This window comes from Rhizobium sp. SRI_017, assembly GCF_057586295.1.
Genome location: NZ_JBYCZP010000032.1, coordinates 1 through 26,589, shown reverse-complemented (window position 1 = coordinate 26,589; position 26,589 = coordinate 1). Strand labels below are relative to the sequence as shown.

Below are 26,589 nucleotides of genomic sequence, written 5' to 3'. Positions count from 1 at the left end.
CTTCGTGAGTGGGATGGCGGAGTTGAACAAGTTCACTGAAGATTCCGTCAGAACAGCACTCACGCTTCTTGATGACGCCGTCCGAATCAACCCTGAATACGCTAAGGCACATGCCAAGGCTTGCTGGGCGCACCTGTTCAACGTCATTTTTTACTGGGCAGACGACGAAGACAGCTCTCGGACGATGGCGTATGAAGCAGCGAAGCGAGCGTTGGCGGCGGATGATTCAGAGGCATGGAGCCACTGGGCCAAGGCAGCGTGTGATTTGTACAGTGGCAATCATGATAGAGCGATCGAAGCGATGCGGCGCGCGGTCGAACTAAACCCCAACGACGCCGATGTCCTTGCGGATATGGGCCTTTTTCTGTCGTACGCTGGAAAGCCCGAAGAAGGGCTGAGGTATGCGCTAAAGGCAAGTCGCATAAATCCTAATCACCCTGAATACTACGATGACCAGCTAGGCCAGTTGTATTTTTCCGCTAAGCAATACGACAGCGCGATCAGCACATTGGAGAAAGTACGCAGTGAAGGTCGGCTGGGAATGCTTGTCTACCTGGCCGCAAGTTACGCTGCCGTCGGAAATCTTGACATGGCCCGCTCTACCATAGGCAAGCTCTTGGCCGCCGCGCCGGGTGGGACAGTTACTCAATGGACCGCAACCAACGTGGTGCCGTATGCAAATCGAGCCGATGTTGAGCATCTCGCCGAAAACCTGCGTCGTGCAGGTTTACCAGAATAGACACCGCCAAGAGCCTCAGCCCTTATCGAGCAGAGCGCACTACTGTTGGCCGCCTCGCGCCAAATCGAGCTAAGTGTTCGAAGCGCCGCAAGCGGTATCAATGCACCGCTTGGCGTGGGAACCACGGCTAAGCTGAATCAAAAGGTCAAGCGACGATTGGAGCTCCTGCCATCCGAAAGCCCTGGACCCAAAGCTCCTTGTCCTCTGCTAGCGCGCAGACACGCGCACTATTTTTCACGTAGGCGGCGGTATCGAAAGCTTTGGGTAAAGAGTCCACGATCGCCCTGGCCTCATCTATCCTGCCCAATTGTGCTAGGCAGGCGGCTTCGTTCATCTTGAAATAGTCGGGTCGATCAATCAGGCCCCGGTATGTCTTCAGAGCGGCTTCGAAATCCCTGGTGAGATAATAACAATCGCCCAAACTCGAAATGTAGCCTGGGGCAAGATGCGGTTCGAACCTGCATGCCCTCTTGGCCAATTCGAGCCCCTCGTCATGCCTTCCGCAGAAGGCGATCACGAATGCATGTGAGACGAGCGTGGATGAGTCGCGGGGACAGAGTGCAAGAGCCATTTCCGAGTACCGCATTGCCTCGCTGTGATCCCCAATCATCAGGAAGCAGGAACTTACGCCGCTCAGGACTTCCGTATCGGTCCGATCATTCGCAATTGCGCGCGCGGCAAACTCCCGCGCTCGAATTTCCCGTTCGCTGTCCAACTCGGCATCCGGGGCGCTGAAGCGCCAATACGCATAGAGGAAGGCGAGAGAAGACAGTGCGCGAGCATAGTTCGGATCGACGGTGACAGCATCATGCCAATAGTCGCGTGCGCGACGTTCATCTCCGATCCGGAAGGCGGCAGTGCCCCGCAGCCACAGCGTATAGGCGGAGCTACTGGAGGTCGGTGACTTCTCGCGCTGACGGAATGCAGCGTCCATGAGTTTGAATGAGAGCCGCCCGATGATCGCTTCAACAATCTCGTCCTGGACGGCAAAGATATCCTCCATCTCGCGATCGAACTTTTCGGCAAACACATGCGCGCCGTTGGTGACGTCGATCAGCTGCACCGTGACCCGCACGCGACGGCCAGCCTGACGCACGCTGCCTTCCAACACGAAGTCGGCATCGAGTTGGCGGCCGATCTCAGCTACGTTCACAGATTTGTTCTTAAAGGTGAATGTCGTGTTGCGCGCCACGACGGAGAGGTGCTTCGAACGGCTCAACTCGGTTATCAGGTCTTCGGTGACGCCATCCGCAAAATAGTCGTCATCCGCATTGCCGGACATGTTGGTGAGGGGCAGTACCGCGAGCTTAGTGAACTCCATCCCTTCAGGCTGCGCCACGCCCTTCGGCCCCAGTGTCGTCGGCTCTGCCCCGATCGAATAGACCCTGATAGCTGCGCCGATGTTCTTGAGCCGCTGCGGGCCAAGGTCAACGATTTCGCGGTCGATCTTGCCCCGTATTTCGGCAAAAACCTTCTCGGAGATGGCGATGCCACCCGGCTGGGCCAAGGGTTCGAGCCTGGCCGCGATATTGACGCCCTCACCAAAAATGTCATCACCCTCACCGACGACTTCGCCAAGATTGATGCCGATGCGCAACGAGAGCGTATTACCGTCCACCGCAGCCGCGTTGAAGGCTTGCATTTGCTCCTGGATTTCGATCGCAGCGTTTGCCGCACCGACGGCGCTTGAAAACTCCATAAGAATGCCGTCGCCGATAAGCTTGACAATCCTGCCGCGATTGTGGGCGACGATAGGTTCAACCACAGTCGCGCGACATCGTCGCAAGCTTTGCAGCGTCTTGATTTCGCTGATTTCCATCAGCTTGGAATAGCCAACCACGTCTGCCATGACGATCGCAGCAAGGCGACGTTCCAGACGTTCGTTCTCCATCCTTCCAATCCATCCTGAGGAATTTAGTACGGCAGCTTGAAGCATAGATTGAAGTGAAACGGCCACCAAGAAGTTTGTGGCGCGGCGCAAATGGAGAAGACGGTAGCTCGCGCGATTTCGTAGCTTCAACGGGAGTATCAAAGCTCGGCCTCATGTCCGCATCGGGCCAACAGAAAGCCCAACCAGGTCTCTGAAGCGCCAACCTGAGGCGTGGCCCATATCGCTGAAGCGCCAACTTCAGTCATGACCTCAGGTCTCAAAAGAGCCAAAATGAGCTAAGTCGCTAGTTCTTTAAAGCGGCACAAACCGTCTTTGTGATTTTCGCCGGCTAACGCCAGATGACTATCGCCGCCAACCGAGCGACCGATACTGCGATCCGCGATACCTCGTCGCGCACGACCAATCGCTAGCGCTCGGCCACACCTCGATACTCGTCTCGACGGAGCAAAACTCGCGATGGCGACTCGTCACCGCAATTGAAGTGAAATAAGGTCGCGTGCAACTCACACGATTGCGGCAGGTGCGTTGTGCTCGTCAGACGCCTAACGATTCAAAATGTCCGAAGCTTCCTCGATCGGCGTGAAATCCTTTTCGATGGACAGATTTCGATATTGATCGGTCCTAACGGTGGCGGAAAGACAAACCTCCTCGACACACTCGTCACCATGTTGAGACGCTACCTCTTCAACGCCCCATTTTATCGCCACAACCCGACACCGGAGCAGCCTGACAGATGGGAGGAGGTCTACAACGACCAGCTCAACCAATTGTTCTTCGAAAGGCACAGCGGAGGTGTGCGCCAGCCGCAATTTGTCGAACTGGAGATCGAGGTCACCGAAGATGACCTCCTTAACATGAGGGCGATCCATGCCGACCACCAACAGGTGCTGGCCCGGCTCAACCGCCGCTTCATCACCAACCCATGGCAAGGCGTCGCAGACTGGAACGTTGATGCGATCCAACCGAAGACCAGGGTAATCGCGACATGGACGAACGACCATCTCGTCCAGCCGGACGACATTGTCGCTCGACAATTTCTCCAATATCTACATGTCTTCGAGACGGACAACATGTACAGAGCGATGCTTGGAATGGGCTCTCTGCGCATGCCAATGGCCTATTTGCCCGTTAACCGCGCCGCTGGCGGGTTCAACTCCAATGTCAGTCTCGCGGGATACAACGACTATGACCAAAAGCGGTCATCCGACGCGGCGTCCTCGCGCACCGGAACGAACATCATCCCGCTGGCAATCGGAAGGCTCGCGCAGAAGTTTCGCCTGCTGCAGGAAAACTCGAATGTGGGGGCGCGCGAGACGTTTATCGCAGATACGAATCTCGTGGAGTTGTCACGCGACCTGAAGGACCTCGGCTATTCTTGGGAGCTGGTGACGGTCGACGCACTGAGCAACACCTATGACATCAAGCTTACCAAACAGGGCTCCTCGTTCCTTGTAAGCGCCGCCTCGTCCGGCGAGCGCGAACTCCTGACATACCTGTTTGCGATCTACGCCCTAAACGTTCGCAATGCGCTGATTGTTGTGGATGAACCGGAACTGCACCTCCACCCGCGGTGGCAGATCAAGCTGCTTGCGTTGTTCGAGAAGCTTTCGAAGACGACCGGAAACCAGTTCGTGCTCGCAACGCATTCTCCCACATTCATTTCTCCGGCCTCGATCCAATACGTTTCGCGCGTATTTTCAGAAAACCAGAAGAGCGACATCGTCCGGCTGAACTCGGCGGAATTGCCGAACGCGAAGCATCTCTTCAATGTCGTCAACAGCCAGAATAACGAGCGTGTGTTCTTCGCGGACAAGGTTTTGCTTGTCGAAGGGCTGACGGATCGGATCGTCATCGAAAAAATCCTCGAGATAGTCGCGGCCTCCAATGAAACGCACGGGCTTCCCTCGCTGGAGGTTGTCAGCGTAGGTGGGAAAAACCTGTTCCCGGCCTACCAAAAGCTTCTCGATGCATGCCACGTCGCCTGGGTGGTCATGGCCGACCTGGACTATATCGAGCAGGTCGGCGACAACAGCGTGAAAGCGCTTTTCGCAGTCGACGCCGCAGAGATCAAAAAGGACGTGATTGACAACGTTGGAAGCATGGATGGCGCTTCGCTTGTCACTCGCATCGATGAGGCAATGAAGTCGGGCAATTGGGAGGACGCGCAAGGTACATGGGACTACATCAAGTCCCGACGCCGCCGATTGGCACCGGATTTGACCGCGGCCCAGACCAAGACCCTGGACGACTTCATTTCAAAGAAAGAGGCCGAAAACCTCTTCATCCTGAGGGGCGGTGCCCTTGAAGACTATCTACCCGACGGACATCGGAACAAGGATGTCGGGAAGCTCATCGCGCTCGTATCGGAGCCAGATTTCTTGGCCAAGCTTCCCGGAAAATCCCGTGATGATCTTGAACGTATCGCGAAGGCGGCCCTTGGATTGGCGTTCGCTTCAGACGAGGCCCCGACTCAGACTGTGACGCAGGCCATAAATCAACATTTTCGCAAGGCCTATCTGAACCGAACGCGCGTCGCAGAACAACCTAAGGCCGATGCAAAAGAGTGAGCAAGGAGTCGCGGGAACCTGGAAGTTCGAACGTTGCGCTTTGATAGACACGGGGGCCGCTTTGGGCCGATATTGTTGACAAAGTCGCGTCGAGATCGCGTGGCAGCATTTGGATTGCGGCGCGCGCGCCGAGGTATATTTCCCCTCACGCCGGTTTCGGCATCGGCGTCGGGATCAGCTTTGCGAGTTTCCGGAGGTTTTGGGCTGCGGCTGCGAGGTGGAACTCATCACGCGCTCCGTTCGGCCCTCGGAGTCGCAAGCGATCCAATCTGAGGATGCGTTTGAGGTGGGCAAAGAGCATCTCGACCTTCTTCCGCTCTCGCCTCGACGTGACATAGGCTTCAGTTTTGGTGATATCGCGTGCCATGTCGCGAGTGCCCTCATGGATGGAGCGCGGTATCTTGCGCGCCGGGGTGGTCGGGCAGCATTTGGGTTTCAGGGCGCAGGCATCGCAGTCGTGCTTGCTGGCGCGGTAGCGTACCATGCCATCCTCATCGACGAGCGGACGTTCGTTTTTGTAGGTGATCTGCCGCGAGCGTAACGCCTTGCCGCCAGGGCAGGTATAGAGATCGCGATTGTGGTCGTAGACAAAGTCTGCTTTTTCGAAGGCACCGTCGCGCCGTTCGGACTTGTCGAAGACTGGAATGTGCGGCTCGATCCCCCGCTCGTGCACCAGCCAGCCCAGCATCTCGGCAGAACCATAAGCACTATCGGCGGCAAGCCGCTCCGGATAAAGGCCGAAGCGATCCTGGGTGCGTTCGATCATGGTGCGTGCCGCGCCGACTTCGGCCTGTCGGATCGCCCGGCTCGCCTCGACGTCGACATGACGGCATTGTTCATATCGATCAGATAGTTGGTGGCGTAGGCGAAGAACGCATGGCCCTTCTGTGCTCCCGTCCACTGCGCCGCCGGGTCTGACCTCGATACGAACTTCGGCTTCACCTCACTGGCCGCACCCCATGCCGCGTCATCGAGCGTGTCGAGATACTCCTGGACCGAGCGACGGGTCTCGGCCATCGACGTCCAGTCGACCTGCTCCGACGCTTCCGCTGAGCGCTGCTTGTTCGCATCCGCCTTGATCAGACTCGCATCGACGGCAAATCCTTCGCCGCCGACAAGACCCTCCTCAATGCAACGCCTTACTGTCGTCTCGAATAGCTCGCGCAGCAGATCACTATCCCGGAAGCGGCCATGCCGGTTCTTGGAGAAGGTTGAATGATCCGGCACATCGCCTTCCAGGCCGAGCCGGCAGAACCACCGATAGGCGAGGTTCAGATGCACCTCCTCACACAGCCGGCGCTCCGAACGGATGCCGAAGCAGTAGCCTACGATCAGCATGCGGATCATCAGTTCCGAATCGATCGAGGGCCGCCCGATCTCGCTATAGAAAGGGCGCAAATGGGACCGCAGTCCGGACAGATCGACGAAGCGGTCGATAGAGCGCAATAGGTGGTCCGCAGGAACATGACGGTCGACACTGAACTCGTAGAACGGCGCTTCCTGCATCACGGTCCGCTCGCCCATCATCGTCCTGTCCTCCCAATGCCTGGAACGACTGAATCAGAACTTCACACCAACAGCAACGCCGACTTTTTCAACGGTATCGGCCAACAGCGGTCGAGGTAACGAGTGTTTGCCCTACCTTTGCTTCCGTATCCCATCCTTGGCTCGCCTTATCGGCCCTTGCCCACCGATGCATTGCGATCGCGCTATATGCCTTCCTACTCGCGTAACGGGCCTTGGTTCGACGATCAGGCCGGCCCCCGCGCTCCCATAAGGAACGCAGAAGCGGAAATGATTTCCGTTTCCTCCGTTACTCCTCGACGAAGAAATCCTCGTCGAGCCGCTTAACCTCCACCGTCCGCGCCACCCTAACACCGACGCCGTGCTCAATCATAAGATCGGCGAGGCGATCACCGTCGATGAGGATGACGCGCTGCGGTAGGTGTCGGACGAAATCGGCGGCGGGGGTGCTGAAGCTTGAGGTCGTGACAAAGACGCCCTTGGATGCGCCGTTACCCACGAGGCTGCCGACGAAGGCCTGCACCTCGGGACGGCCGACGCCGACATGGACAGCATACCGCTTGGCCTGGACATAGATGCGGTCGAGGCCGAGCCGGTCTTCGTCGATCACGCCGTCGATGCCGCCATCGCCGGACTTGCCGATCCGGCGCGCGGCGTCCTCATGGCTGCCGCCATATCCCATGGCAACGAGGAGGTCGACGATGGCGCGTTCGAAGAAGGTCGGGCGTTGCGCCAGGATGCGCTGGAGGAGGTCGGCCTTGAGGGCAGCATGCAGCACAGATTGGGCGGCATCGATCTGCTCCTCCGGCGTTGCGCTCGCTTCCGGCGCGCTTGGAGAAGTCTGCAGATCCGAAGGCGTTTCCGCCCGGCTCGCCTCGTAGAATTGGACGAAGGCAGGATAGACCTTGAGCGTTTCGACGTCGATCGATTGGGGATTGCCGGCCAGCAATTTTCGCCCTTCGGCGCTTGCGGCGAAACGGCCGCGGGACGGGCTGTCGATCAGACCGGCCTTGCCCATGTAGAACTTGGCCCAGTGTATGCGGTTGTGAAGGATACGTTGTCGGCCGCTCGGCAGAATTTCGTCCCGCTCGGCCTGCGTGAGGCCAAGCTCGTCGGCGATCCGCTCGGCGATGTCAGGTACCTTGGTCTCGCCTTGAGCGGCAAAGCGGAGGACGGGCAGCATCAGGGATTGGTAGTCCGGAATTGTCATGATCCACCATATGAGCAGGGCACCACGTTTCGCAATCTAACTTAATTGACCAGCGACCCCGAGTATCCAGCCCTCGACGCCGGCAACCACTTTCTCCGCATCACTGATGTTCGGGCGGAGCATTTCCCGCAAAGCATCCGAGCGGTCCGCCATGGATAGCTTGGCGGCAATGACATAGGCGTCGTGCTGATCGCCAGTTCGATCCGCCGTCGCGAAATCGCGCGACCATAGGGCGGGGTAGACCTCGGCGATCGAGGAGTGTCCTGCTGGTATGTCCCATCCATCAAACGGCCAGAAATAAACACGCTCACCGATCTGCCGTCGGACGTAGAGCAGCCAGGGAATTCCGGAATGGCTGGACTTTGCCACCGATCCCTGGACGTCGAAATGGAAAGCAGATTTTGCGCCTCGTGCTCGCTCCTCGGTTAATCGCCGCCAGCGAGCGTTGCCGCCGCGCGCAGTACCATTGCCCACTGCGCCTTCCCGGATGAAGTCGACATAGACGTGGTCTTCATCGGTCGGCCAATGGCGCTGGAAATCTTCCAGAAATCTCGGCCAATCCGGCAGGAGGCCGTGCGTCTCGAAATAGCGCAGTGGAAACGAGAAGGCATGATCGATGCCGACAATCGTCGGCTCGTCTTCGGAGAGAATCTGGATCAACCACTCCGCCACGCCACGCCTCGTCCAGTATTTTTTGTTCGATGGGGGCGGCAGGATTTCGACGGGCGGATCACCGCCGTTCGCCATGTAGACCCGCAGGCCTTTGAGACTGGACGTCGGCGTTTCCGCGCCGGAATAATCGATGCCGATGTATCGAGAAAACTGCGTCATGGTACCTTGGGCCAATCGAGTTCGGCGAGCGCGCTTTGTGGAATTTTCCCTTTGGCGTCAAATGTTGCCTGAAGACGTTCGCCAAGCCACGATGCGCCAAGGTCCGAGAGCTCAACAGCTGCCTGCTGCTGGTACGCCTTTCGTGGGTCCACATTTCCATTGCCGAGGGCGGCATTACGCTTTGTGGGCGCGAAAGAGTTCGATCCGAGGTCGTTCATGAGTTCGTTGAGAGATACACCATTCGACATTGTCCCAGCAACGAACTCTGCGTGATGAACACGGACGTAGCGCGACCACGTTTCCTTCCAACCCCGGAGCGCTATGTCCTGCGGCGTGGCGTCGTCTCGTCCAGGCACATGACGCATTCCGATCGCTCGCCCGAAGATTCGTATGTCGTTCGGATCGGATGTCAGTCTGGCGATATAGATAACTGCATTGTCCTTGACTGACCGAGGTCGTTTGGTGGCCGGATACGCAACCGCCCAGTGGCAGCCTGAACGCTGTATCTCGTCTATCGTGGGGGTCGACAAGGGTACTCGATTGTGGCCCTCACCCAAGAATTTCACGAAAGCCTGGGGGGCATCAGAAACGCTTGGGGGCATTGGAATAGGCGACACGGAGGCAACGCCCACGTCAGCGCCAAAGTCGCCGAGTTCAGCGGGTCGGGGGACGCTCCCTCCCGTCGCTCTGCAGCGTGTCACTATATTCTGCCACGCATCCAACTGCTCCAATTTCAAGTCTTCACCCCCACGATTCCATAGATCGTCGAAGTACGTTCTGCAGGCGGCGAGGATCGCAGGCTCGTCAGATATCAGGCCGAACTCGTGGTTCCTGCCAAGCGCGGCCTCCGTTAGATTGGCCGAAGTCACAATGGCTCTCGTCCCCCCGAACAGGTACATCTTCGCGTGAAGGTTCCTGACCCCACGAATTGACGCCCCCGCGACCAGCAACTTGCGCAAGGCCTCTATGTCGCTTACGCCGTCTGCAAAGTCCGCGAGACTAAACCGCGTCAAAACTCTGACTACGTTCGGGCGAGCCACATCCAGGCGGCGCAACGCACCTGCCTTGATAAAGGGCGAGACGATACGCAACTCGCTCCCATCCACCCTAAGGGCGTCGACGATCTCCTTCGACCATCCCGAATCGACAAGGCGCGAGTTCAATTTTCTGCCTCCCCGGTGCAAACTTGATTAGGTCCTCGGTGCCCTTACGCCCATGGCATGAAGGCACCCATTGATGAAGTTGCTGCGCTCATTTCGATCTGCAAGTTCCTTCATTCTTCGCCCTTCCTCATCCCATTGATCAACCTGCTGTTTCTGTCGCCTGAACGTCCGAAACCGATCCCAGATGAACGCCAAGATATTCGGCCATAGGAGCTGGACGACCGAGGGATAGGCTTCTGTAAGGACAGTGCTTTTTTCGGCACCTATTGCAATGAGTCGAATTCGGAGCCCCAGCTCACTTCCATGGACACCGGAGCGATAAATGTCTTCCGCGGCCCTCTCTATGAGTTCGGAGGGAAGGCAGCCCAGCGCCGCAATCACACGGTGCACATTTTGCTTTTCATTGTTTGTCCATGGACCGTTCAGGGTACAGGGCTGGTTGGTTTTCACCTCTGCGATCACGACATCGATCATCCGATCGGTCAACCCAAGGGGGCCTCTATCGTCCTCCATAATGTCGCCGGGGTCGTCGAACAGACGCTCGGCGCGGAAGGGAAAGCGCACACCCAAGATGTCGGCATCCGTGCGTTGGCTACCGCTTCGCTCCGGGTGAACGACAAAATTCTCGATCTGCAGGAACCCGTTCAAGCGGAAGTACCAGTAAGCCACCTTCTCAGGAGTGAAATAGGTTGAGCGAATCGCGGTCCTGCCCAAAATGAAACTCCTCCCCATGTCTGCGCTATCTGACTTTGAGCGGTTTGCCACCGATAATGATCACCGTGCACGCGCCGCATCGTTCCGGGAAGCGGATCACGTGTACCAATCCAGGAGATCGTTAAGAGCCGTGATGTTTTCAACTTCGAGGTAGACGCTCTTGCCGTGAGACAGGGCAGATAGCTCTTTGCGATTGAGATCGTGACACGATTTTGTTGGATGAACGACCACACCTGTGACCCGCATGGAAAAGGGCGGCTCAATCCACAATTTGACCCGTTCCAGGTTCTGCGTATAGACATCGAGCGCGAGAACCTTTCCAGATTTGGTAATGAAGCCCATTGCCTTCTGGTTTTCCAAGCCGGCTCTGCCTCCGCTCGGAACCTTGTTGATGGTTTCTCCCAAGCGGAGGCTAAGAACCGGCAGGGCGTCCAGCACGCGAAAAGTCATTCGGCCGCCTCCTGCAGCGCCTCTACATCGGCGGGTGCAAGCGCCTCGGCCAGCAACGCTTCGAGCAGTTTTTTTCGCATCTCGTCGGCGCTGATCAGGCTGGCTTCCAACTGGTCACAGACTGCCATCAACTCTTCCACCTTGGCGACGATGCGGTGTTGCTCGGCGAGTGGTGGAAGTGGAAACGGGCATGCTCGAAGCTGGGTCATGTTGATCGAGGCAAGATTGGTTGTTTGCTTCGACGCTTCTTCAAAAAAAGCCCGCCCGACGTGGCTATTTACATAGGTGATGATCCACTCCGAACAAATGTCTGCCGAAGGCGGTCTTACGCGGAATATGTGATTCTGATGGATGCAATTGGGTATCTCTTCGCGCCATATCGCAGCGCGACCCAACTTGTCCCAGTCACCACCCTCAGTCATAAGAACGTCACCATACCGAAGAGCATATCGCTCGGCCTCGCTACGGCGAACGGAAATGGTCTTGATCACTGCAAGGTCCAGATGCTCCCTTTGCACATTGGCAACCCGAAGATAGGGCGTATCTTTTGCCTCAGACGGCGTCACCTTCTGTCCCTTCGTCACGCCGCTTACGATTACGAAAAGATCATCAAAGGACGACAAAACCCATTCATCCGGAAATTCAAACCAAAGATCAGAACGGCCCAACTTTTTCACTGGTGGCCGCGCCCGAAGCCCCTCATATCGACACGCAGCATCCTGAGCGGCCACCAAACGCCTTAACAACTCCTCCGCGGGCTCATCCGCCGGGTCCTGCGGCACGAGCTTGCCGCGAACGGCGAGGTTGAGGATGGTCTGGCGCAACTGCTTGATCTGGCCCGACCGGGCCGTGAGCGCCGGCAGGGCATCGAGCGCGAAGCGGGCGTCGTTGTGGAAGGTTTCCGGGTCGGGGGTGTTGAGGCGAGCGAGGCTTGCCGCGGCAAGGTGGTCCCGCTTCGTCTCCCGCTCCTTTCGCGCCGCTTCCACCTCGTCGCACAGCGCCATCAGTTCATCGACCTTGGCGACGATGCGGTGTTGTTCGGCGAGGGGTGGGAGGGGAAAGACAAAATCTTCAACGTCTTCCCGAGCGATACCAGGAATCAGGCTCCGAGCCTGAGATTGGAGAGCGATGGCCAACCGATGCGTGATAATTTCCAGGAAGCCCAAATCCCAGCAAATCGGCGTCAGAGACATAAGCTGACGGCTAATCGCCACTTCATTCAGATCGCAGATGGTCGTCTTTCCTACACCCGATCCCTTGACCGTCAGCAGCAACTGGCCCTTCCGCGCAACTGCTTTTCGCACGAGCGCATACCGTGAAATACTCAGTCCGTTTGCCGAGAAGTCAGAAGGTCCCGTGATGTAAGGAACGCCTGCCCCGGTCACCTCGGAGTATTCCGACGGCTGTAGGTGTTGACCGGACAGAAGTACAATTATGTCGCCTAAGCGGGTCAGCACCCAACCATTGGAAACGCTGAAAGGCATCTCCGCCGAAGGCACTGAAAGCGAAGCTTTAGACTTCCCATTCCTCCCTGCCTTCACCAGCCGCGCTTTCTCGGTCACAATCCTCTTCAAAAGCTCCGACGCCGGTCCATCCGCCGGGTCCTGCGGCACCAGCTTGCCCCGAACCGCCAGATCGAGAATGAACCGCCGCAGCCGGGCAATCGCATCCGGGGCGTCGGCTATCTGTTCGTAATGCTGCAACAGGCGCTCGGAATTCATCGGGCAAGCGCCTCCGCCAAAATGTTCTTCAGCCGGTCGCGCAGCCGTGCCGCATTGGCCTCGGCAGCCACCAGCTCTTCCAGCAGCTCTTCCGGATCGCCATGATCATCGGCCACCGCATGCGGGTTCTTGAAATCGAGATTGTAGCCGCGCGCCTTGATCTCCTCGAGGGTCACGCGCCAGGCCTGCGGACCTTCCTCGCGGCCCTTGCGCTCCTTGCCGCCCCACCAGTCGGCGCAATCTTGAAGATGCTCCTGCCGGATCGGTTTGGTCATGGAATAGGCCTTCTGGTCCTCCGGCACCCGGTGCTCCCAATACCAGATGTCCCTGGTCGGCGTGCCTTTTTCAAAGAACAGCAGATTGGTGCCGATCGAGGCATAGGGCTTGAAGACGGAATTGGGCAGGCGGACGATGGTGTGGAGGTTGCACTCCTCGAGCAGATGTTCCTTGAGCCGCGTCTTGATGCCTTCGCCGAACAGCGAGCCATCCGGCAGGACGACCGCTGCGCGGCCGCCATCCTTCAGCAGCCGTACGATCAGCGCCAGAAACAGGTCGGCGGTTTCCTTGGTGCGGAAGGTGGGGAAGTTGTTTTCGATGCCGTCTTCCTCGCGCCCGCCAAAGGGCGGGTTGGTCAGCACGATATCGACGCGCTCGTCCTTGCTCCAGGAGATAAGCGGCCGCGCCAGCGTGTTGTCGTGGCGCACGAAGCTCGGGTCCTCAATGCCGTGCAGCAGCATGTTGGTGACGCAGAGCATGTGTGGCAGCGGCTTCTTCTCCACGGCCCGCAGGCCCGCCTGCATCATCTCGCGCTGCTCGGGCGTGCGCACATGGTTCTTTTCCATGTGACGGATCGAGCAGGTGAGGAAGCCTCCCGTACCACAGGCGGGATCGAACAGCGTCTCACCAGGCTTGGGATCGATGCGGTCGACCATGAAGGCGGTGAGCGCCCGGGGCGTATAGTATTCACCGGCGTTGCCGGCCGACTGCAGGTCGTTGAGAATCTGTTCGTAGATTTCGCCGAAATGCTGGCGCTCGGTCAGGCTGTTGAAATCGATGTCGCTGATCTTGTTGACCACCTGCCGGATCAACTGGCCGGACTTCATGTAGTTATAGGCGTCCTCGAACAGGTCGCGTACCACCCGACGGCGATCACCCGGCAACGCCGACAAAGGAAGGCCTTTCAGCGCCGGAAACATGTCGTTGTTGACGAAGGCGAGCAGTGCTTCCCCGGTGATCCCCTCCGGATCAGCCGCCCAATTCCGCCACTGGAACTTTTCCGGGATCGGCGAGACATACTCGTCTCGGGTCAGCTCCAGTTCCTGATCCTGGTCGTCCATGATCTTGAGGAAGAACATCCAGCAGAGCTGACTGATGCGCTGGGCATCGCCATCGACGCCAGCGTCCTGGCGCATGACATCTTGGATGGATTTGACGGTGTTGCGGACTGACATGGCTATTCTCTTATAACGGTTCGAATACCAGTCACGACGCTGGAACTTGAGCCTGATCTTGGTGACTGGATTGCGGCGGCCACCATTTGGCAGCCGCCTTGCGGCTTGGCATGGCCACTCTTATCGAACTGTGAAATCTGTGAAAACCGGGATGTGATCGCTTGGTCTATCGTCGGCCTTGGCACCCGTGCCCGCTGTATGAACCTTCGAGATTTCATGCGCGATGGTAGCCGAGCCAGGTTTCACCTGGAGCCAGAATTCGGGGTCACTCAGCGCAGGGGTGACTAAGATGTGATCGATCAGCTCGCGTGTGATTCCGCGCTTCTCAGGGCTTCGGAATTCCACGGTGTAGGTATCCTTCCTTCGGAGCTGTGTTTCGTCCAAGACGTGATCGAGCAACGCGCTTTGACGTCGAAAACTACCGCGAAGTTCGTCCACCAGACTCTGCATAAGAAACTCTGTCTCGAAGACGCTGCGCGTGAAACCATCATTTAGGTCGCCCATGACGATCACGCCGCTCGCATTTCGGCGTTCGAGGATCACGTTCGTTATATGGCGTCGAAGTGCTGCGATATCGGCGCTGAGCTTTTGACGTGAGAAGATCGCCTCCCGCATTGCCTCCGGCTCTCGAGCATCAAACTTTGCCTTGGTAAAGCCGCTTGTGAACTGGCTCTTTGTGTGGGCAACAACGATATGAATCGGCTTGTTGTCGTCCTCGCCTGCCAACCTGATGAGTGCCGGAGGCCGCGCCATCTTGTATTTCTTGGCGTTGTTAACTTCACCCCAGGGCTGAAACTGGACCGGCTTCAAGAGCCTCTTGTAATAGACACTGCTGGAATCGTACGGCGTTGCCTTCACGGGGCAGTCGTTGCGAACCAGCGCATAAACGCTTTGCGAGCCCGACTCGATCCCCGACGCCGTATAGCGGCCGTCCAGGAACTCGTCTGAGAAGAACTGCATCTGACTAAGTTTCGAAGGCCCTTCTTGTACGCCAATGATGTGCGCATCCAAATCCTTTATGACGCCAGCAATCCGTTCAGCGACACCGCGCGGATCGGTCGGGAAGCGCCCCATACCCTTGGCCGGCTTATCCCTAAGCTTTGCTTCACCCTTCACGAAGAGATTGTTCATCCACTCGACGTTATACGTAGCAATTCTAAGCGTAGACATCATAGCTCCTCCCCTTACGCGGTTTCCTGGTAAATGGCGTCCTGCAATTCATGAACGGCCTTTTCAAATCCCTCCCTGCCGCCGAAGGACTTGATGAGTTGGACGACGCTGCCCATGGCGTTGAAGGGAGCGATCTTCAGCACATTGGCGTCATCGAGATTTAAAACTCCCTCATCAGCGTACTTCGCGAGCAGCGCGTTAAGCACAGCTCTCGCATTGCCCTCATAACGGCCGAAAACATCCCGCTTCTTGACGTTGTCGGCGCGCTCCTGGCGGGTCAGCGGTTTTCTGTCGAAGGCAACGTGGCAGACGAGATCAAAGGGATCGAGATCGACGCCAAGTTCCTTGGCAATGGCATCGAGCGGCAGACCTTCGGCCGCGAGTTCCTTCACGAGCGCGTCTTTGCGCTCCTCCGATTTCCAGCGCTTCAAGAAATCGTCGAGGCTCGCAAAGTGCTTGAGGAGTGCCGCTTTGGTATAGTCGCGGAGGCTTTCTGTGACGAGTTTGCCATTGGCATCGAGATATTCGACACGCTCTGCGACAATGCGGGCCGCGACGCCGTCGACAAAAACCTTCTTCTGACGTTCGCCGCCACCGGGCGGGAAGGTTACGCCATCCTCTTCTGCGTCTGAATCAACTGCCATATAATCGTCCTGTTCGCCCTCGCCGAAACCGTCCGGTTCGACATCCGGCGGCGTGATTGGGTCATGCTCGCCGGGTTCATAAATCTGCACAGGATCGCCGTCGAATTCCGGATCGGCGAAATGGTTGGTCGCGCCGCGGAAATCCATGAGGGTGAAATAGAACTTCTGTGTATCCTCATGAACGCGGGTGCCGCGACCAACGATCTGCTTGAATTCCGTCATCGAGCCGACCTGGCGGTCGAGAACGATGAGACGGCAAGTCTGGGCGTCGACCCCTGTGGAGAGCAACCGCGATGTCGTGACGATAACGGGATAGCGCGACTCCGGATCGATGAAATTGCCGATCTGCGCCTGGCCCAATGCGTCGCTTCCAGTGATGCGCATGACATAGCGCGCATTCTCGTCGCAGAGGTCCTTGTTCTCGTTGATGAGCGCTTGGCGCATCCGAGCTGCATGTTCCTCGTCCACGCAGAAAACGATGGTCTTCTGATACCTGTCGCCGCTTTCCCTGAGGAATTCCGTGACCTTTGCCGCGACCAATTTTGTGCGCTCGTCCAGCACCAGCGTCCGGTCGAAATCCTTGGTGTTGTAGATGCGGTCCTCGACTTCTTCGCCGTCGCGGTCCAATTGACCCTTTTCCGGCCTGTAGCCTTCGACGTCGCGGTCGATGTGAACCTTGATGACCTTGTACGGTGCCAGGAAGCCGTCGCTGATGCCCTGCTTCAGGGAATAGGTGAAGACCGGCTCGCCGAAGTAGGCGGTGTTGGAGACATACTCCGTCTCCTTTGGCGTCGCCGTCAGGCCGATTTGGGTGGCTGATGAAAAGTACTCGAGGATTTCGCGCCAGGCGGAATCTTCGGCGGCGCTGCCGCGGTGGCATTCGTCGATCACGATGAGATCGAAGAAGTCCTGTGAAAATTCGCGGAATAGCTTCTGCCGCTCCTCCGGTCCGGTGATAGCCTGATATAGGCCAAGATAAATCTCGTAGGCGGTGTCGATACGCCGCTTTCTGTCCAGCGCCAGCGGGAGGTCGACCTCGCTACCATCGGGGCGCTCGATCGTCTTCGATTTGGTCGACAGCTTCGCCATCGCGCCGCCGAAGGGCCGGAAGTCGTTGACCATGGTCTGATCGATCAGGACGTTTCGATCGGCCAGAAAAAGGATGCGCTTCTTGCGTCCTGCCTTCCACAAACGCCAGATGATCTGGAAGGCGGTGTAGGTCTTGCCGGTGCCCGTCGCCATGACGAGGAGCACGCGATCCTGCCCCTTGGCGATAGCCTCGACGGCGGCATTGATCGCGTTGACCTGATAGTAGCGCGGAGCCTTTCCGCTGCCATCGTCGTAGTAGTCCTGAAGGACCAAAGCCTCTGCGGAACTGTCGAGACCCTTCCATGAGCGGAACAGACGCCATAGTTCTGCCGGAGACGGGAATTGATCAAGTCGGAGCGTTTCCTCCTTGGCCGCGCGTTGACCCGTGCGGTCGTGGAAGATGAAACCATCGCCATTCGACGAAAAGACGAAGGGGATCGACAGGGTTTCTGCGTAGTCGAGACCCTGCTGAAGGCCGTCGCCGACCGAATGGTTGTTGTCCTTCGCCTCGATGAGCGCGATGGGGATATTCGGCTTGTAGTAGAGAACGATGTCCGCCTTCTTCGCATTCCCGCGGGCGACCAGCCGTCCGCGCACGGTGATCCGACCCTTCGTGAAGAACACCTCCTCACGCACCTGTAGCATCATGTCCCAACCCGCCTGCTTGACGGCCGGCAGAATGAACTTGGTACAGATATCGCGTTCGGTAAGCGACTTCTTGAGCATCCAAATGAATCTCCCCTCCGCAATTGATTGCATGCATGGGATAAGATTGCACGCAGGATTTGTCTTCTTTGCGCTGGCCCCATTGCTTCGAAAGCGGAAATGATTTCCTCCTTTCGGCGAGACGAAGTGCGATTCTCGAGCAAACGCCGTTTAAGGAAGTAATGGGGGGACTACGAGCGAATCTATACGAACACCGTTTGCAGAGGCCATGCTGGCGAAGCTTGGATCAGGACGGATGCGTGCCCAGATAACACGACGCTACCAGGCAAGCAAAACCCCGATCCCAGAGGCAGGTCAGCCAGCTCGCTCCAGATGCCGCTTGACCCTGAACGGCATCATGGCTCCAGAGTAGCGCCCGAGCAGGTCCTCGAACACGATACCAGCCTCTTCGGCCTCGAACCCCTGTGCAACAAGGTTGTCGATGAGGATCGCCGCGAGCTTGTCGATCGGACCACTCACCTCTTGTCGCCGCGCCTCCTCCTTGACCTTACGGAGAGTCAGCCAGAGCAATATCCGCGCAAAGTCATCCCGGCCCGGCCGGCATTTCTTGTTCGCCTCCGCTCTGATCTCCGCCTGACGCTTGCGCTGTTCTTCGTTGCGCTTGCCTTTCGATTTGCGTGCCATGCTTTCCTCCTGTGTCTTGCGTTGGCCCACACAGCCTGCATCCGCCGGTCGCAAGCGACAAACGCCGTTCACGCAAGAATCCGAAATCCCGTTCGCACCCACGCCCACCGCTGCGTCCCGGAATCGCAGTTTCTTGATCCGGAATCGCATGATGGTAAATTGAGATGAAGTGCGATGACGTGCAGGCACATTGCCACCATTCGGGTCAGCGTTCCGGCACGTCTTGGCGATCTGCGATCAACCATCAAACCTGAGACGACTCCGGCTCGGCACGCCTAACGACGCCCTGCATACTCCGCGATGCAAGCACCCACTCCACAGGCGAAGAATCGCTTTTTCAGCGTTCGGCATCGAATGTTTCGACTCTGGAATCGACAGGCGCCCGAATGGAATCGCGGAATTGCAGTTCCTTAACGCCCTTCCCCGGATGGGAATCGAACAGTTTGCATTCGGAATCTCCATAACCGGATTTCGAAACGATCATCCAGACTTCGGTATCGCAGTTCCGGACGCCGCCGAATGGCTGTTCGCTCTGACAAGAGCCGCGACGACCTCGGCACCCTCCATCACGCGGACCTGCCGCAGTTGCTCGGCGAGGCTGGTCAGGGCATCGTGGTGCTGTTGCAGAATATTGCGTGCCATCGCATCCGCCGCTTCGAGCCGAGCGTTGATCCGACGGGCCAGGTTCGGATTGTAATGAAGCACGTCATAGCCGTTGGACGGCGGACAGTAGAGAAGCGGCATCTCGGCTCCAAGACCGAGCGATGTCTCAGTCTCTGTCGCCAGCTGGGTTGCTTTGGCAAGATCGCTATCGGCATTGCCGCCGGCTCCAATGCCAACCCGTCCCAACACGACCTGTTCGGCCACCCGGCCTGCCAACAACGCGGCCATCAGTTTCATCACGCCTTGGTCGTCCTGCACCGCCGCCACATGCATATCGATGCTGACCACCCCTCCCGGCCCGCCGATCCGCACAGTCGTGACGGTGCCGATGCCGAGCGAGATGTAGACTATGGCGTGCCCCATCTCGTGAATGGCGATTTGGCGATCGAGCGAATCATGGGACGGGCGTGTCGCCGATGTCAGCGCCGTTTCGATGTCCGACCAGACCATGGATCGCTTCTGCCGGCGCGCATGACCGCGGGCCTCGCGAACGACACGCTCGATATCGGCCCCGGTCGAACCGGTCGCGAGCAGTGCCAGTTGCCACAAGGCATCGTGTGTGCCAGCGTCGAGGTTTGGAATATTGTTCATGTGCGGGCTCCTCGAACAGGTCTTTTGTCAGCCTTGGCCGCGATCACCGACGTCGGATTACTCTCCGCGCTTGCGGCAGGCATGATCGATGCCGACGGCCGGCTCGCAAGCACCGGATCGAGATCGCGGCCGAGATGATGTGCGAGGATGCCGACGAGTGCATCCGTGTCCGGCGGCGGAATGACGACATGCTTTTCGAGACGACCGGAGCGCAGAAGAGCGGGATCAATGCGATCTGGATCGTTCGTCGCGCCGACCACAATGACGCCGGAACGCTTGCTCGCCCCATCCAGCAGTTCGAGCATTCGGTTGATCAACGAATCCCAGTAATCCGCATTCTGTCCGGCTCCACCCCGACGACCGATATTGTCAAATTCATCGAGGAAGAGAATGCAAGGCGCATGCGCGGCGGCCGCGTCGAAGGCAGATGTCATGGCTTTGAGCACGTCCCCGAGATAGCCAGGCTCCAACCAGTGGGCGACCGATGTCGCCAGCATCGGAACTTGGAGCGTGTTTCGCAAGGCGCGGGCAAAGGTCGTCTTGCCTGTCCCCGGCGGCCCGGAAAGCAGAAGCCGTGTGCTCATGTCCGACCAGTCGAGCGTGCCTTCGCGCCAGAGCGCAAGATCGAACTTGAGATCGAGCGACCACGACTTTGCCGCACCGTAGCCGGCCAGGGTTTCTACGCTCACGACAGAGCAATTTGCGTTGGCACCGTCTCGGCCAGTCGAAGGCACGTCGGGTTGCGTCACGTCGAACTTCACTGCTTGCGAGGCAGCCGCCTCTTTGGTTTTGCCTTTCCCGGGCATTGTCTTCTGATCGTCGTCCGTTTCATCCGCCTCCCCCGCTCGCTTGCCTGAGGTTCCGAGCAGCTTCAACGTCTCGATGATGCGATCCACGCCGCGGCCTGGTCTGATCGCCAGCACCAGATCATCGAGGCCGACACCGTCAGGATCGAACCCAATCCTCTTCATCGCCGCGAATGACGCCGTCGGCGCAATGCCGGCACAGACATGCAAAAGCTTGGCGATGAGGGACTGATCGACCTCTCCTAGCTCAATGACGAGATCGGCAGTCGCCGTGACGCGGACGTCCAGATCACCTTCGCCCTCGTCGGCAACGATGATGGGCGTGCCGACTTGTGATCTTGCCTTGGCCAAGGAGCGGCGCAGAACGTCCGGAGTTTTCTGCCGGATTTCGCGACCACTGAACGTGATGATCTTCGTGCCCGAGGATGGCATGTCGCGATAGCTTCCGGACAACGCATAGCTTCCGAGCCCGTCGACTTGCGGGATGCAGGAGGGCAATATGAGACCGTCCTCAAGCATTTTCCCAAGCTGGCGTTCAAACCCCTCTACGGGAACCTTTACAAGAACCATGCAGTCGCGCTGCCGCAGAACTCGGAGCAGGAGTTGGATATCCGCAACGTTTTCACCGATCGCGCGAGCCAGAAGCAGGACCACCGCTGCATCTGCCACCGCAGGCCGTGGGGCCAGAGCCCGCAGCGTCCGAAGGATCACAGCGCGCCCAGGCGATGAACAAGCCTTCGCTTCCGCGGCGACCTTGGCCTCCTTCGTCTTTGCTCGCGCCTGCTCTTCCTGCTCCCGGCGGCCCTCCTGCACCTCCTGCGGCTCATCCTCGTACAGGTGGATAATCTCGCCATTGTCGCCGAATGCCGACCGCGGCGCGCGCAGCAAGCGTGCGATGTGATCACGGTCCGCAGCCTCGTCGCCGGAGAGACGGAGTGGCATAGCCGATGCGAGCCGCCAGACAAGGCCGGCCTGCTCTTTCCGGTCGACGAACGTCGTTTCCAACAATCCAGCTTCTGCGGCATCTTCATAGGCATGATGGATCGATGCGCGGCGAAGCCGGGCTAGGAGATAGCGGGTGACACGATCAGCAATGGCCGTCATACGTCAGCCCTCCCACCGGCAAGGCGATCGAAGTCTGTATCTCGATCGATCCATTTCCTGAGCATGAGCGCCGTGGGATCACAACGCTGGCAATGCCGGTCGAGCTCCGCGGCGATCAGCGGACGCAAGCATGATGGACGCCGCCCGAGACGCCGGCTGGCCTGAACGATTAGAGCGACGAGACGCTCGATCGCGATGAAGGGCTCGGATGTTTCAGCTGTAGCGGCAGGTGTGGTAATGGCGAGCGCCAGCGCCATCGCCGAGGCCGGCGGAACCGCAACGCTGTGCGGCATCGGCATTCTACACGCTTTCTCCACCGGCGCCGGCTTTTTTGGACCAAAGGATTTCGGGTCGAACGGGAGGATATCGGGCATGGGAGCTCCTTGGGCCGGGAGATGCTCGACCGGCCATGCATGGGATCTGAGACTTCCGTGTGCGGCTGTTCAGGCCTGATCGAGCGATAGCTGGGCGAGACGGATCGTAACGTCGCGCCTGATCTCTCCGTCAAAGACGGTGCCGCTGCCGATCCTTCGACGCCGGACCTCGATGTCGATCAGGGACTGCAATGCCGCCTCGAACTGCGCCTTCGTCCGCTGTTCGAAGATGTCGCGTAGCGCCGTAATCCGCAGGGCGGCACCGGGAACGCCAAGCAACTGATCGAGCTGTGCAAGCGACCAGACCCCACCCTCGACATCTGCGCGCCCTGCGTCGATGCTGATCACGGCAATCCTGATCTCACCGATATCAACCGCGATGCCGGCCTGTTCCAGCAGTGCCGGCAGGTTGACGGCCGCCTTCAACATCCTCTCCTTCAGATGATCAATGCGATGGCTCTCATATGAGTTGAGACTGCGCTTGATATCGACGATGTCAGCGATGCCGGCTACGCTGTCGACGAGAATGAGATCGGGTTTATACGTCGGACCTGCTTTGGCCGACGTGCCGCCGACTCGAAGCGGCAGCCGGCAGCCGACGAAGACTGTGCGGTCGGGATTGCTCGAGGCCAGGTGCAGAATGGCCTTCTCGAGCAACCGGCCTTCCTCGACAGGTGGCAGATTGCCGAGCCGGGCATAGTCAAGCGGCTCCCTCGTGATCAGCGACGCAATCCGCTCAATCGACAGCGGTCCAGCAAAGGTCTCGTGGAGAAGCTGTTCGATATGCGCATCCACAGTCGCATGGTCGATCGGGGCCGTGGCGCGAAGCGCGCAATGAGATGACAATGTCATTGGCTTGCTCTCCTCAGTAGAGCGCGCGCGACGGCAACGACGCCGACGGCTTGCGATCGACGAGGATAAGGCGGAAAGACGCTTCCAGGACGGAAGCGAGTTGGGTATGGCTGATCATAGCCTGGGGTCCTTTGAGCTAAGGATTTCGGGTCAGGCATCGGCCGGGATTGCCGTCCCGATCGATGCCGCTTGCCGCGGGCAGGATTGCCGTCCCGCTCGCAGTCCTGGCATAAAGGGCTCGGATGCAACTTGGCAAGCAAGAACGGACCCGGAACGACAAGATTGCCGGTTGATGGTTAACCAGTAACGCGTGGACAAAAAAATACCCCGCCGAAGCGGGGTAGATCATGGCAACATGTCTCGTTGCATTCGCCTTAGCTCACGCCACTGCCGTTTTGTCGTCCGCTGGTTCAGCATGCCGCGACATCATATCGACAACATTATCCATGTGCCCTGACGGCGGATCGATGATGAGGCGGGTCTTGTCGAGATCGCGCTGGACTTCCCTTGCGTGGATCGCGCGGGCCTCTGCTTCGATCTCCTCCGGCGACATTGTAGAACCATCCTTCAGTGGCTCGCCTCGCACCACAAACTTGAGCAGCGGATAGACTTCATCAGCGATCCAGGGACGGAAGGCCTGGCGCTCGGGCCAGCTTGCGCTACCGCCAAGCTTGTGTAGAACCCCCTGGAACCGGCCCCAGCCCGAGCCAGTCCCGTATTGCGTGGTCTTCCAGTTCATCCGCTCACTATATGTGGCAGTGAACAACGGCGCGAGGGTCAGTTCGAACAGGTCATTAGCATGCCGGCAGTCGATCTCGATCTTTTCGGCCAAAGTCGTCTTGGCGACATTCTTGCCGGAGCCAAAGGTTTCGACCGCCGCCTCGACATGCGTTAGCACCTTCGTCAGCAGGCCGTAGAACAAGTCGATCTGGTCTTTCATGCGCTTCTCGGCGACCTTGAGGCAACCGGCGCGACCCGGCATGTTCAGCGGGTCGATCGCGGCGGACTTCTCCCCCCGCTCGCCCGCAACCATCGCCTTGATTTTTGCGACCGTCAGGTGCTCACCGCTCTCGATCGTCTCAAGCACCTCTTCAATGTCGGCGTCGTCGGCACCGAGCAGGGCGAACATCGCCGCCGAAGGCAGGGCAGCCGCTTCCATCCGCTCCCTGTACCAGGCAAACTCGTGATGAACACGTGTGTAGTTCTTCGCAGACTTCGTCGAGAAGCCTACATGAGCCTTGAGCCACGCCCCGAACTTCTTGGCCGGCAGGATCGCCTGGACCTTGGAGAGCTCGGCCCCATACTCGAATGTCTGCGCCGTCGAGCGACGGCCGAGCGCGCCGATCCGCTCGGCGCAGGCCGCGAGCTCCTGCTCCTGTTCCGGCGTCAACACCTCGGTCTCATCCTTGACCGCGCCACCAGCCTTGCCCGTTGCCGTCGAGGCCTTGAGCGTGTCCGTTTTCGTCTGCGTATGCTGCGCCATTCCTTACTCCGAACTCAAATGACGATTGATCTTGGAGACCAATGGTCGTTTGGAACGAACGGGCTGTCAAACGGCCAAGATCACTAACACATTGTTTTAACTATGTTTCGAAGCGAAGAAGCGGGCGAAACAGGCCATTTCGGCCGCCAAAACGACGCTTGATGTGCGGCAGGTTGTCGCAGATTAGGGAGTGCGTTGCGCTCGGCCGCAGGCACCGCGAATGCCGAGGAATGCGGCAATCATTTCCGCTTTCGCCCGCCGCGGCAGGCACTTCAGAGGGCGGCTTCCGCAGATTTTAACCAAAGGCTAATCTTGCCGCGTATCTTTCTGGGGCCGGCTACTTTTCCGCGAACCGATGCCCATGTATGGAGACCGACCGACACGCATGCAGGAATATCATGACCAAGACCGTTCTATTCTACGCGCGCTATTCGACCGATCGGCAAAATGAGGTCTCGATTGAGACCCAGGTCGAGATCGGACGGGAGTTCGTCAGGAAGCAGGGCTGGAAGCTGATTGAGGTCTATTCGGATGCCGCGGTGAGCGGCACGAGCTTCAAGCAGCGTCCCGGCATCCAGGCTCTTCTGAAGCATATCAAAAGGGAGAAGATCGACGTCGTCCTCTGCGTCACGGTCGACCGCCTGTCGCGCGATATGGAGCACAGCGTCAAAATCCTCAAGGACCTTCGCTACCACGATGTAGAACTCTGGCACTGCTATGGCGGCTCGGTCGTTACGGACATGGAACTGGCAATGCGGGCCGTTCTTAGTCACGAGATGATCGAGAACATCCGGTATCGCACGCGCGAGGGGATGAAGACGGCGACACGCAAAGGTCAGGCCGCCGGTGGCCTGGCTTATGGCTACAGGATCAAGGCGGTCTACGACGCAAGAGGCGATCGCATCCCCGGCTTCCGCGAGATCGTGCCGGAGGAAGCTGCAGTCATTGTATGGATTTTCGAGCAGTACGCGCTGGGCCGGTCGCCGAAGGAGATCGCTGTCGAACTCAATGGCAGAGAGCCGCGGGTCCCAGGGCCTCAGGGGCTGAGGTGGCGTGACACGGCAATCCGTGGCCATCGTGATCGTGGCACGGGCATTCTCAACAACGAGACCTATATCGGCCGGCTCGTGTTCAATCGCCGCCAGTTTCGCAAGAACCCTGAGACGGAGAACCGCGAGGCGCGGATGAACGACAAGTCTGAATGGGTCTATGGGGAAGCGCCCGAGCTTCGCATCGTCAGCGACGAGCTATGGGCAAAGGTCAAACGGCGGCAGATCGAGGTCGAGGCCAACTTTTCACATACGACCACGAACCGGCTCAACAAGACACATCGGGCTCAATATCTCCTGAGCGGACTGCTGGAATGCGCCCATTGCGGCGGGCCTTACGCGATCATGGCAAAAGACCGCTATGGCTGTACGAACCGTCAGAAGAAGCTGCCGATGGATCAACTTGGAGGCATCGTCTGCACCAATGGAAAGACGATCAGCCGACACGAACTCGAAGAGCGGGTCCTCGACGCGATCCCGGCCAATCTTTTGTCGGTCGAGAATACGGCTTCGCTACAGCAGAAGATCGACGCCCAATTGAGGTCTGGCCGCCAAGATGTAGAGAACCGGACGGAACGGCTCGAAGCTGATTTGGGGAAGGTTGCCGCCAAGCAGAAGCTTTTGACTGAGAAGATGTTGGAACAGATGCTGGAGGGGGTCAGGGTTACATCCTTTGACGAGATGCTGAAGGACCTCGAGATTCAACGTAATGCGATCAGCGCCGAACTGACGACCGTCAGTGCACGCGCGGGTTCAGCTGGAGGAACAAGCCGGATCATCGTTAACCCGTCAATGTATCAGTTGGCGATGAGCGCGCTCACCCATGTCGTTCGCAGCGGCAAATCAACTCAGGACCAGGTGCAAAACCATTTTCAGTTTCTGAGATCGCTGGTCCAGAAGGTCACGATCGCACCATCGGTCGACGGCAAGAAGGCCGACCTTTCGATCAACGGGCGGCTCGCATCGATCCTCGCCTCAATGGCGGCATGGCAGGAGTATTCGGCGGCACTGCGCAAGCAGCATCACACGGAGTTCGTCCGTCGCCGGAAGGAGAATGAGTTTGGATCGCAGGAAGAGAAGGTGGACTATTTGAACCGCTTCCATTCGGTCCTCAAGGAGAGGGAAGCCGAATGGAAGGTGTTACAAGTGTCGG

At 58.5% G+C, this 26,589-nt stretch carries 19 protein-coding genes and 1 pseudogene; 3 read left to right on the top strand and 17 right to left on the bottom strand.

All coding sequences use genetic code 11. The annotated features are described in order from the left end of the window. Window positions 1-739 (top strand): tetratricopeptide repeat protein (locus AC2YI2_RS33840; RefSeq protein ID WP_487390927.1); only part of this gene is annotated, 739 nt, incomplete at its 5' end. A gap of 145 nt (window positions 740-884) precedes the next feature. Here the strand turns inward: AC2YI2_RS33840 and AC2YI2_RS33835 are convergent. After that, window positions 885-2,630, bottom strand: a complete 1,746-nt coding sequence (locus AC2YI2_RS33835; RefSeq protein ID WP_487390926.1) for an adenylate/guanylate cyclase domain-containing protein — start codon at window positions 2,628-2,630, stop codon at window positions 885-887. Window positions 2,631-3,157: 527 nt separating this feature from the next. Here AC2YI2_RS33835 and AC2YI2_RS33830 point away from each other — a divergent pair. Beyond that, on the top strand, window positions 3,158-5,197 hold the full coding sequence (locus AC2YI2_RS33830) for an AAA family ATPase (protein ID WP_487390925.1): 2,040 nt from the start codon (window positions 3,158-3,160) through the stop codon (window positions 5,195-5,197). Between the two features lie 145 nt (window positions 5,198-5,342). On the opposite strand, the pseudogene AC2YI2_RS33825 reads toward AC2YI2_RS33830, so the two are convergent. From AC2YI2_RS33825 to AC2YI2_RS33750, 16 genes and pseudogenes are all read right to left on the bottom strand, one after another. Beyond that, window positions 5,343-6,724: pseudogene (locus AC2YI2_RS33825) on the bottom strand (IS1182 family transposase). 286 nt (window positions 6,725-7,010) lie between these two features. Further along, window positions 7,011-7,931, bottom strand: a complete 921-nt coding sequence (locus tag AC2YI2_RS33820) for a restriction endonuclease (RefSeq protein WP_487390924.1) — start codon at window positions 7,929-7,931, stop codon at window positions 7,011-7,013. Between the two features lie 36 nt (window positions 7,932-7,967). Beyond that, the gene (locus AC2YI2_RS33815; protein ID WP_487390923.1) at window positions 7,968-8,777 is read right to left on the bottom strand and encodes a hypothetical protein; all 810 of its coding nucleotides are present in this window, start codon (window positions 8,775-8,777) and stop codon (window positions 7,968-7,970) included. Then, entirely contained in the window at window positions 8,759-9,925 is a 1,167-nt protein-coding gene (locus tag AC2YI2_RS33810; protein ID WP_487390922.1) for a phospholipase D family protein, read from the bottom strand. Before AC2YI2_RS33810 ends, AC2YI2_RS33815 begins: the two co-directional genes overlap by 19 nt. A gap of 27 nt (window positions 9,926-9,952) precedes the next feature. Next, window positions 9,953-10,639: a hypothetical protein gene (locus AC2YI2_RS33805; protein ID WP_487390921.1), complete on the bottom strand. Its 687-nt coding sequence runs from the start codon at window positions 10,637-10,639 to the stop codon at window positions 9,953-9,955. Between the two features lie 96 nt (window positions 10,640-10,735). After that, on the bottom strand, window positions 10,736-11,089 hold the full coding sequence (locus AC2YI2_RS33800; protein WP_487390920.1) for a hypothetical protein: 354 nt from the start codon (window positions 11,087-11,089) through the stop codon (window positions 10,736-10,738). Then, window positions 11,086-12,810, bottom strand: a complete 1,725-nt coding sequence (locus AC2YI2_RS33795; RefSeq protein ID WP_487390919.1) for a restriction endonuclease subunit S — start codon at window positions 12,808-12,810, stop codon at window positions 11,086-11,088. The genes AC2YI2_RS33800 and AC2YI2_RS33795 overlap by 4 nt, the downstream gene beginning before the upstream one ends. Further along, window positions 12,807-14,261, bottom strand: a complete 1,455-nt coding sequence (locus tag AC2YI2_RS33790; RefSeq protein WP_487390918.1) for a type I restriction-modification system subunit M — start codon at window positions 14,259-14,261, stop codon at window positions 12,807-12,809. The genes AC2YI2_RS33795 and AC2YI2_RS33790 overlap by 4 nt, the downstream gene beginning before the upstream one ends. Before the next feature lie 120 nt (window positions 14,262-14,381). Next, a complete protein-coding gene (locus tag AC2YI2_RS33785; protein ID WP_487390917.1) occupies window positions 14,382-15,392 on the bottom strand; it encodes a hypothetical protein in 1,011 nt (336 codons plus the stop codon). 53 nt (window positions 15,393-15,445) lie between these two features. Beyond that, window positions 15,446-17,890, bottom strand: a complete 2,445-nt coding sequence (gene hsdR, locus AC2YI2_RS33780) for an EcoAI/FtnUII family type I restriction enzme subunit R (RefSeq protein ID WP_487390916.1) — start codon at window positions 17,888-17,890, stop codon at window positions 15,446-15,448. Window positions 17,891-18,184: 294 nt separating this feature from the next. Further along, window positions 18,185-18,514 carry a hypothetical protein gene (locus tag AC2YI2_RS33775; protein WP_487390915.1) on the bottom strand — a complete coding sequence of 110 codons (330 nt, stop codon included), beginning with the start codon at window positions 18,512-18,514 and terminating at the stop codon, window positions 18,185-18,187. 480 nt (window positions 18,515-18,994) lie between these two features. After that, entirely contained in the window at window positions 18,995-19,768 is a 774-nt protein-coding gene (locus tag AC2YI2_RS33770) for an ATP-dependent metallopeptidase FtsH/Yme1/Tma family protein (RefSeq protein ID WP_487390914.1), read from the bottom strand. After that, window positions 19,765-21,678, bottom strand: coding sequence for an ATP-binding protein (locus tag AC2YI2_RS33765; RefSeq protein ID WP_487390913.1), 1,914 nt, complete (start codon window positions 21,676-21,678; stop codon window positions 19,765-19,767). The genes AC2YI2_RS33770 and AC2YI2_RS33765 overlap by 4 nt, the downstream gene beginning before the upstream one ends. Beyond that, window positions 21,675-22,052, bottom strand: a complete 378-nt coding sequence (locus AC2YI2_RS33760; protein WP_487390912.1) for a hypothetical protein — start codon at window positions 22,050-22,052, stop codon at window positions 21,675-21,677. The genes AC2YI2_RS33765 and AC2YI2_RS33760 overlap by 4 nt, the downstream gene beginning before the upstream one ends. Window positions 22,053-22,121: 69 nt before the next feature. Continuing rightward, window positions 22,122-22,904, bottom strand: coding sequence for a hypothetical protein (locus AC2YI2_RS33755; RefSeq protein ID WP_487390911.1), 783 nt, complete (start codon window positions 22,902-22,904; stop codon window positions 22,122-22,124). A gap of 379 nt (window positions 22,905-23,283) precedes the next feature. After that, complete coding sequence (locus AC2YI2_RS33750; protein ID WP_487390910.1) at window positions 23,284-24,387, bottom strand: hypothetical protein; 1,104 nt, start codon at window positions 24,385-24,387, stop codon at window positions 23,284-23,286. 398 nt (window positions 24,388-24,785) lie between these two features. On the opposite strand from AC2YI2_RS33750, the gene AC2YI2_RS33745 reads away from it, so the two are divergent. Then, window positions 24,786-26,589: recombinase family protein (locus AC2YI2_RS33745; RefSeq protein ID WP_487390909.1), on the top strand; the 1,804-nt coding region annotated here is incomplete at its 3' end.

Coding starts and splice junctions, on each gene's coding strand:
- AC2YI2_RS33835 (WP_487390926.1), bottom strand. CDS start 2,630: ATGGAGAACGAACGTCTGGAACGTCGCCTTGCTGCGATCGTCATGGCA.
- AC2YI2_RS33820 (WP_487390924.1), bottom strand. CDS start 7,931: ATGACAATTCCGGACTACCAATCCCTGATGCTGCCCGTCCTCCGCTTT.
- AC2YI2_RS33800 (WP_487390920.1), bottom strand. CDS start 11,089: ATGACTTTTCGCGTGCTGGACGCCCTGCCGGTTCTTAGCCTCCGCTTG.
- AC2YI2_RS33795 (WP_487390919.1), bottom strand. CDS start 12,810: ATGAATTCCGAGCGCCTGTTGCAGCATTACGAACAGATAGCCGACGCC.
- AC2YI2_RS33790 (WP_487390918.1), bottom strand. CDS start 14,261: ATGTCAGTCCGCAACACCGTCAAATCCATCCAAGATGTCATGCGCCAG.
- AC2YI2_RS33785 (WP_487390917.1), bottom strand. CDS start 15,392: ATGAACAATCTCTTCGTGAAGGGTGAAGCAAAGCTTAGGGATAAGCCG.
- hsdR (WP_487390916.1), bottom strand. CDS start 17,890: ATGCTCAAGAAGTCGCTTACCGAACGCGATATCTGTACCAAGTTCATT.
- AC2YI2_RS33775 (WP_487390915.1), bottom strand. CDS start 18,514: ATGGCACGCAAATCGAAAGGCAAGCGCAACGAAGAACAGCGCAAGCGT.
- AC2YI2_RS33770 (WP_487390914.1), bottom strand. CDS start 19,768: ATGAACAATATTCCAAACCTCGACGCTGGCACACACGATGCCTTGTGG.
- AC2YI2_RS33765 (WP_487390913.1), bottom strand. CDS start 21,678: ATGACGGCCATTGCTGATCGTGTCACCCGCTATCTCCTAGCCCGGCTT.
- AC2YI2_RS33760 (WP_487390912.1), bottom strand. CDS start 22,052: ATGCCCGATATCCTCCCGTTCGACCCGAAATCCTTTGGTCCAAAAAAG.
- AC2YI2_RS33755 (WP_487390911.1), bottom strand. CDS start 22,904: ATGACATTGTCATCTCATTGCGCGCTTCGCGCCACGGCCCCGATCGAC.
- AC2YI2_RS33750 (WP_487390910.1), bottom strand. CDS start 24,387: ATGGCGCAGCATACGCAGACGAAAACGGACACGCTCAAGGCCTCGACG.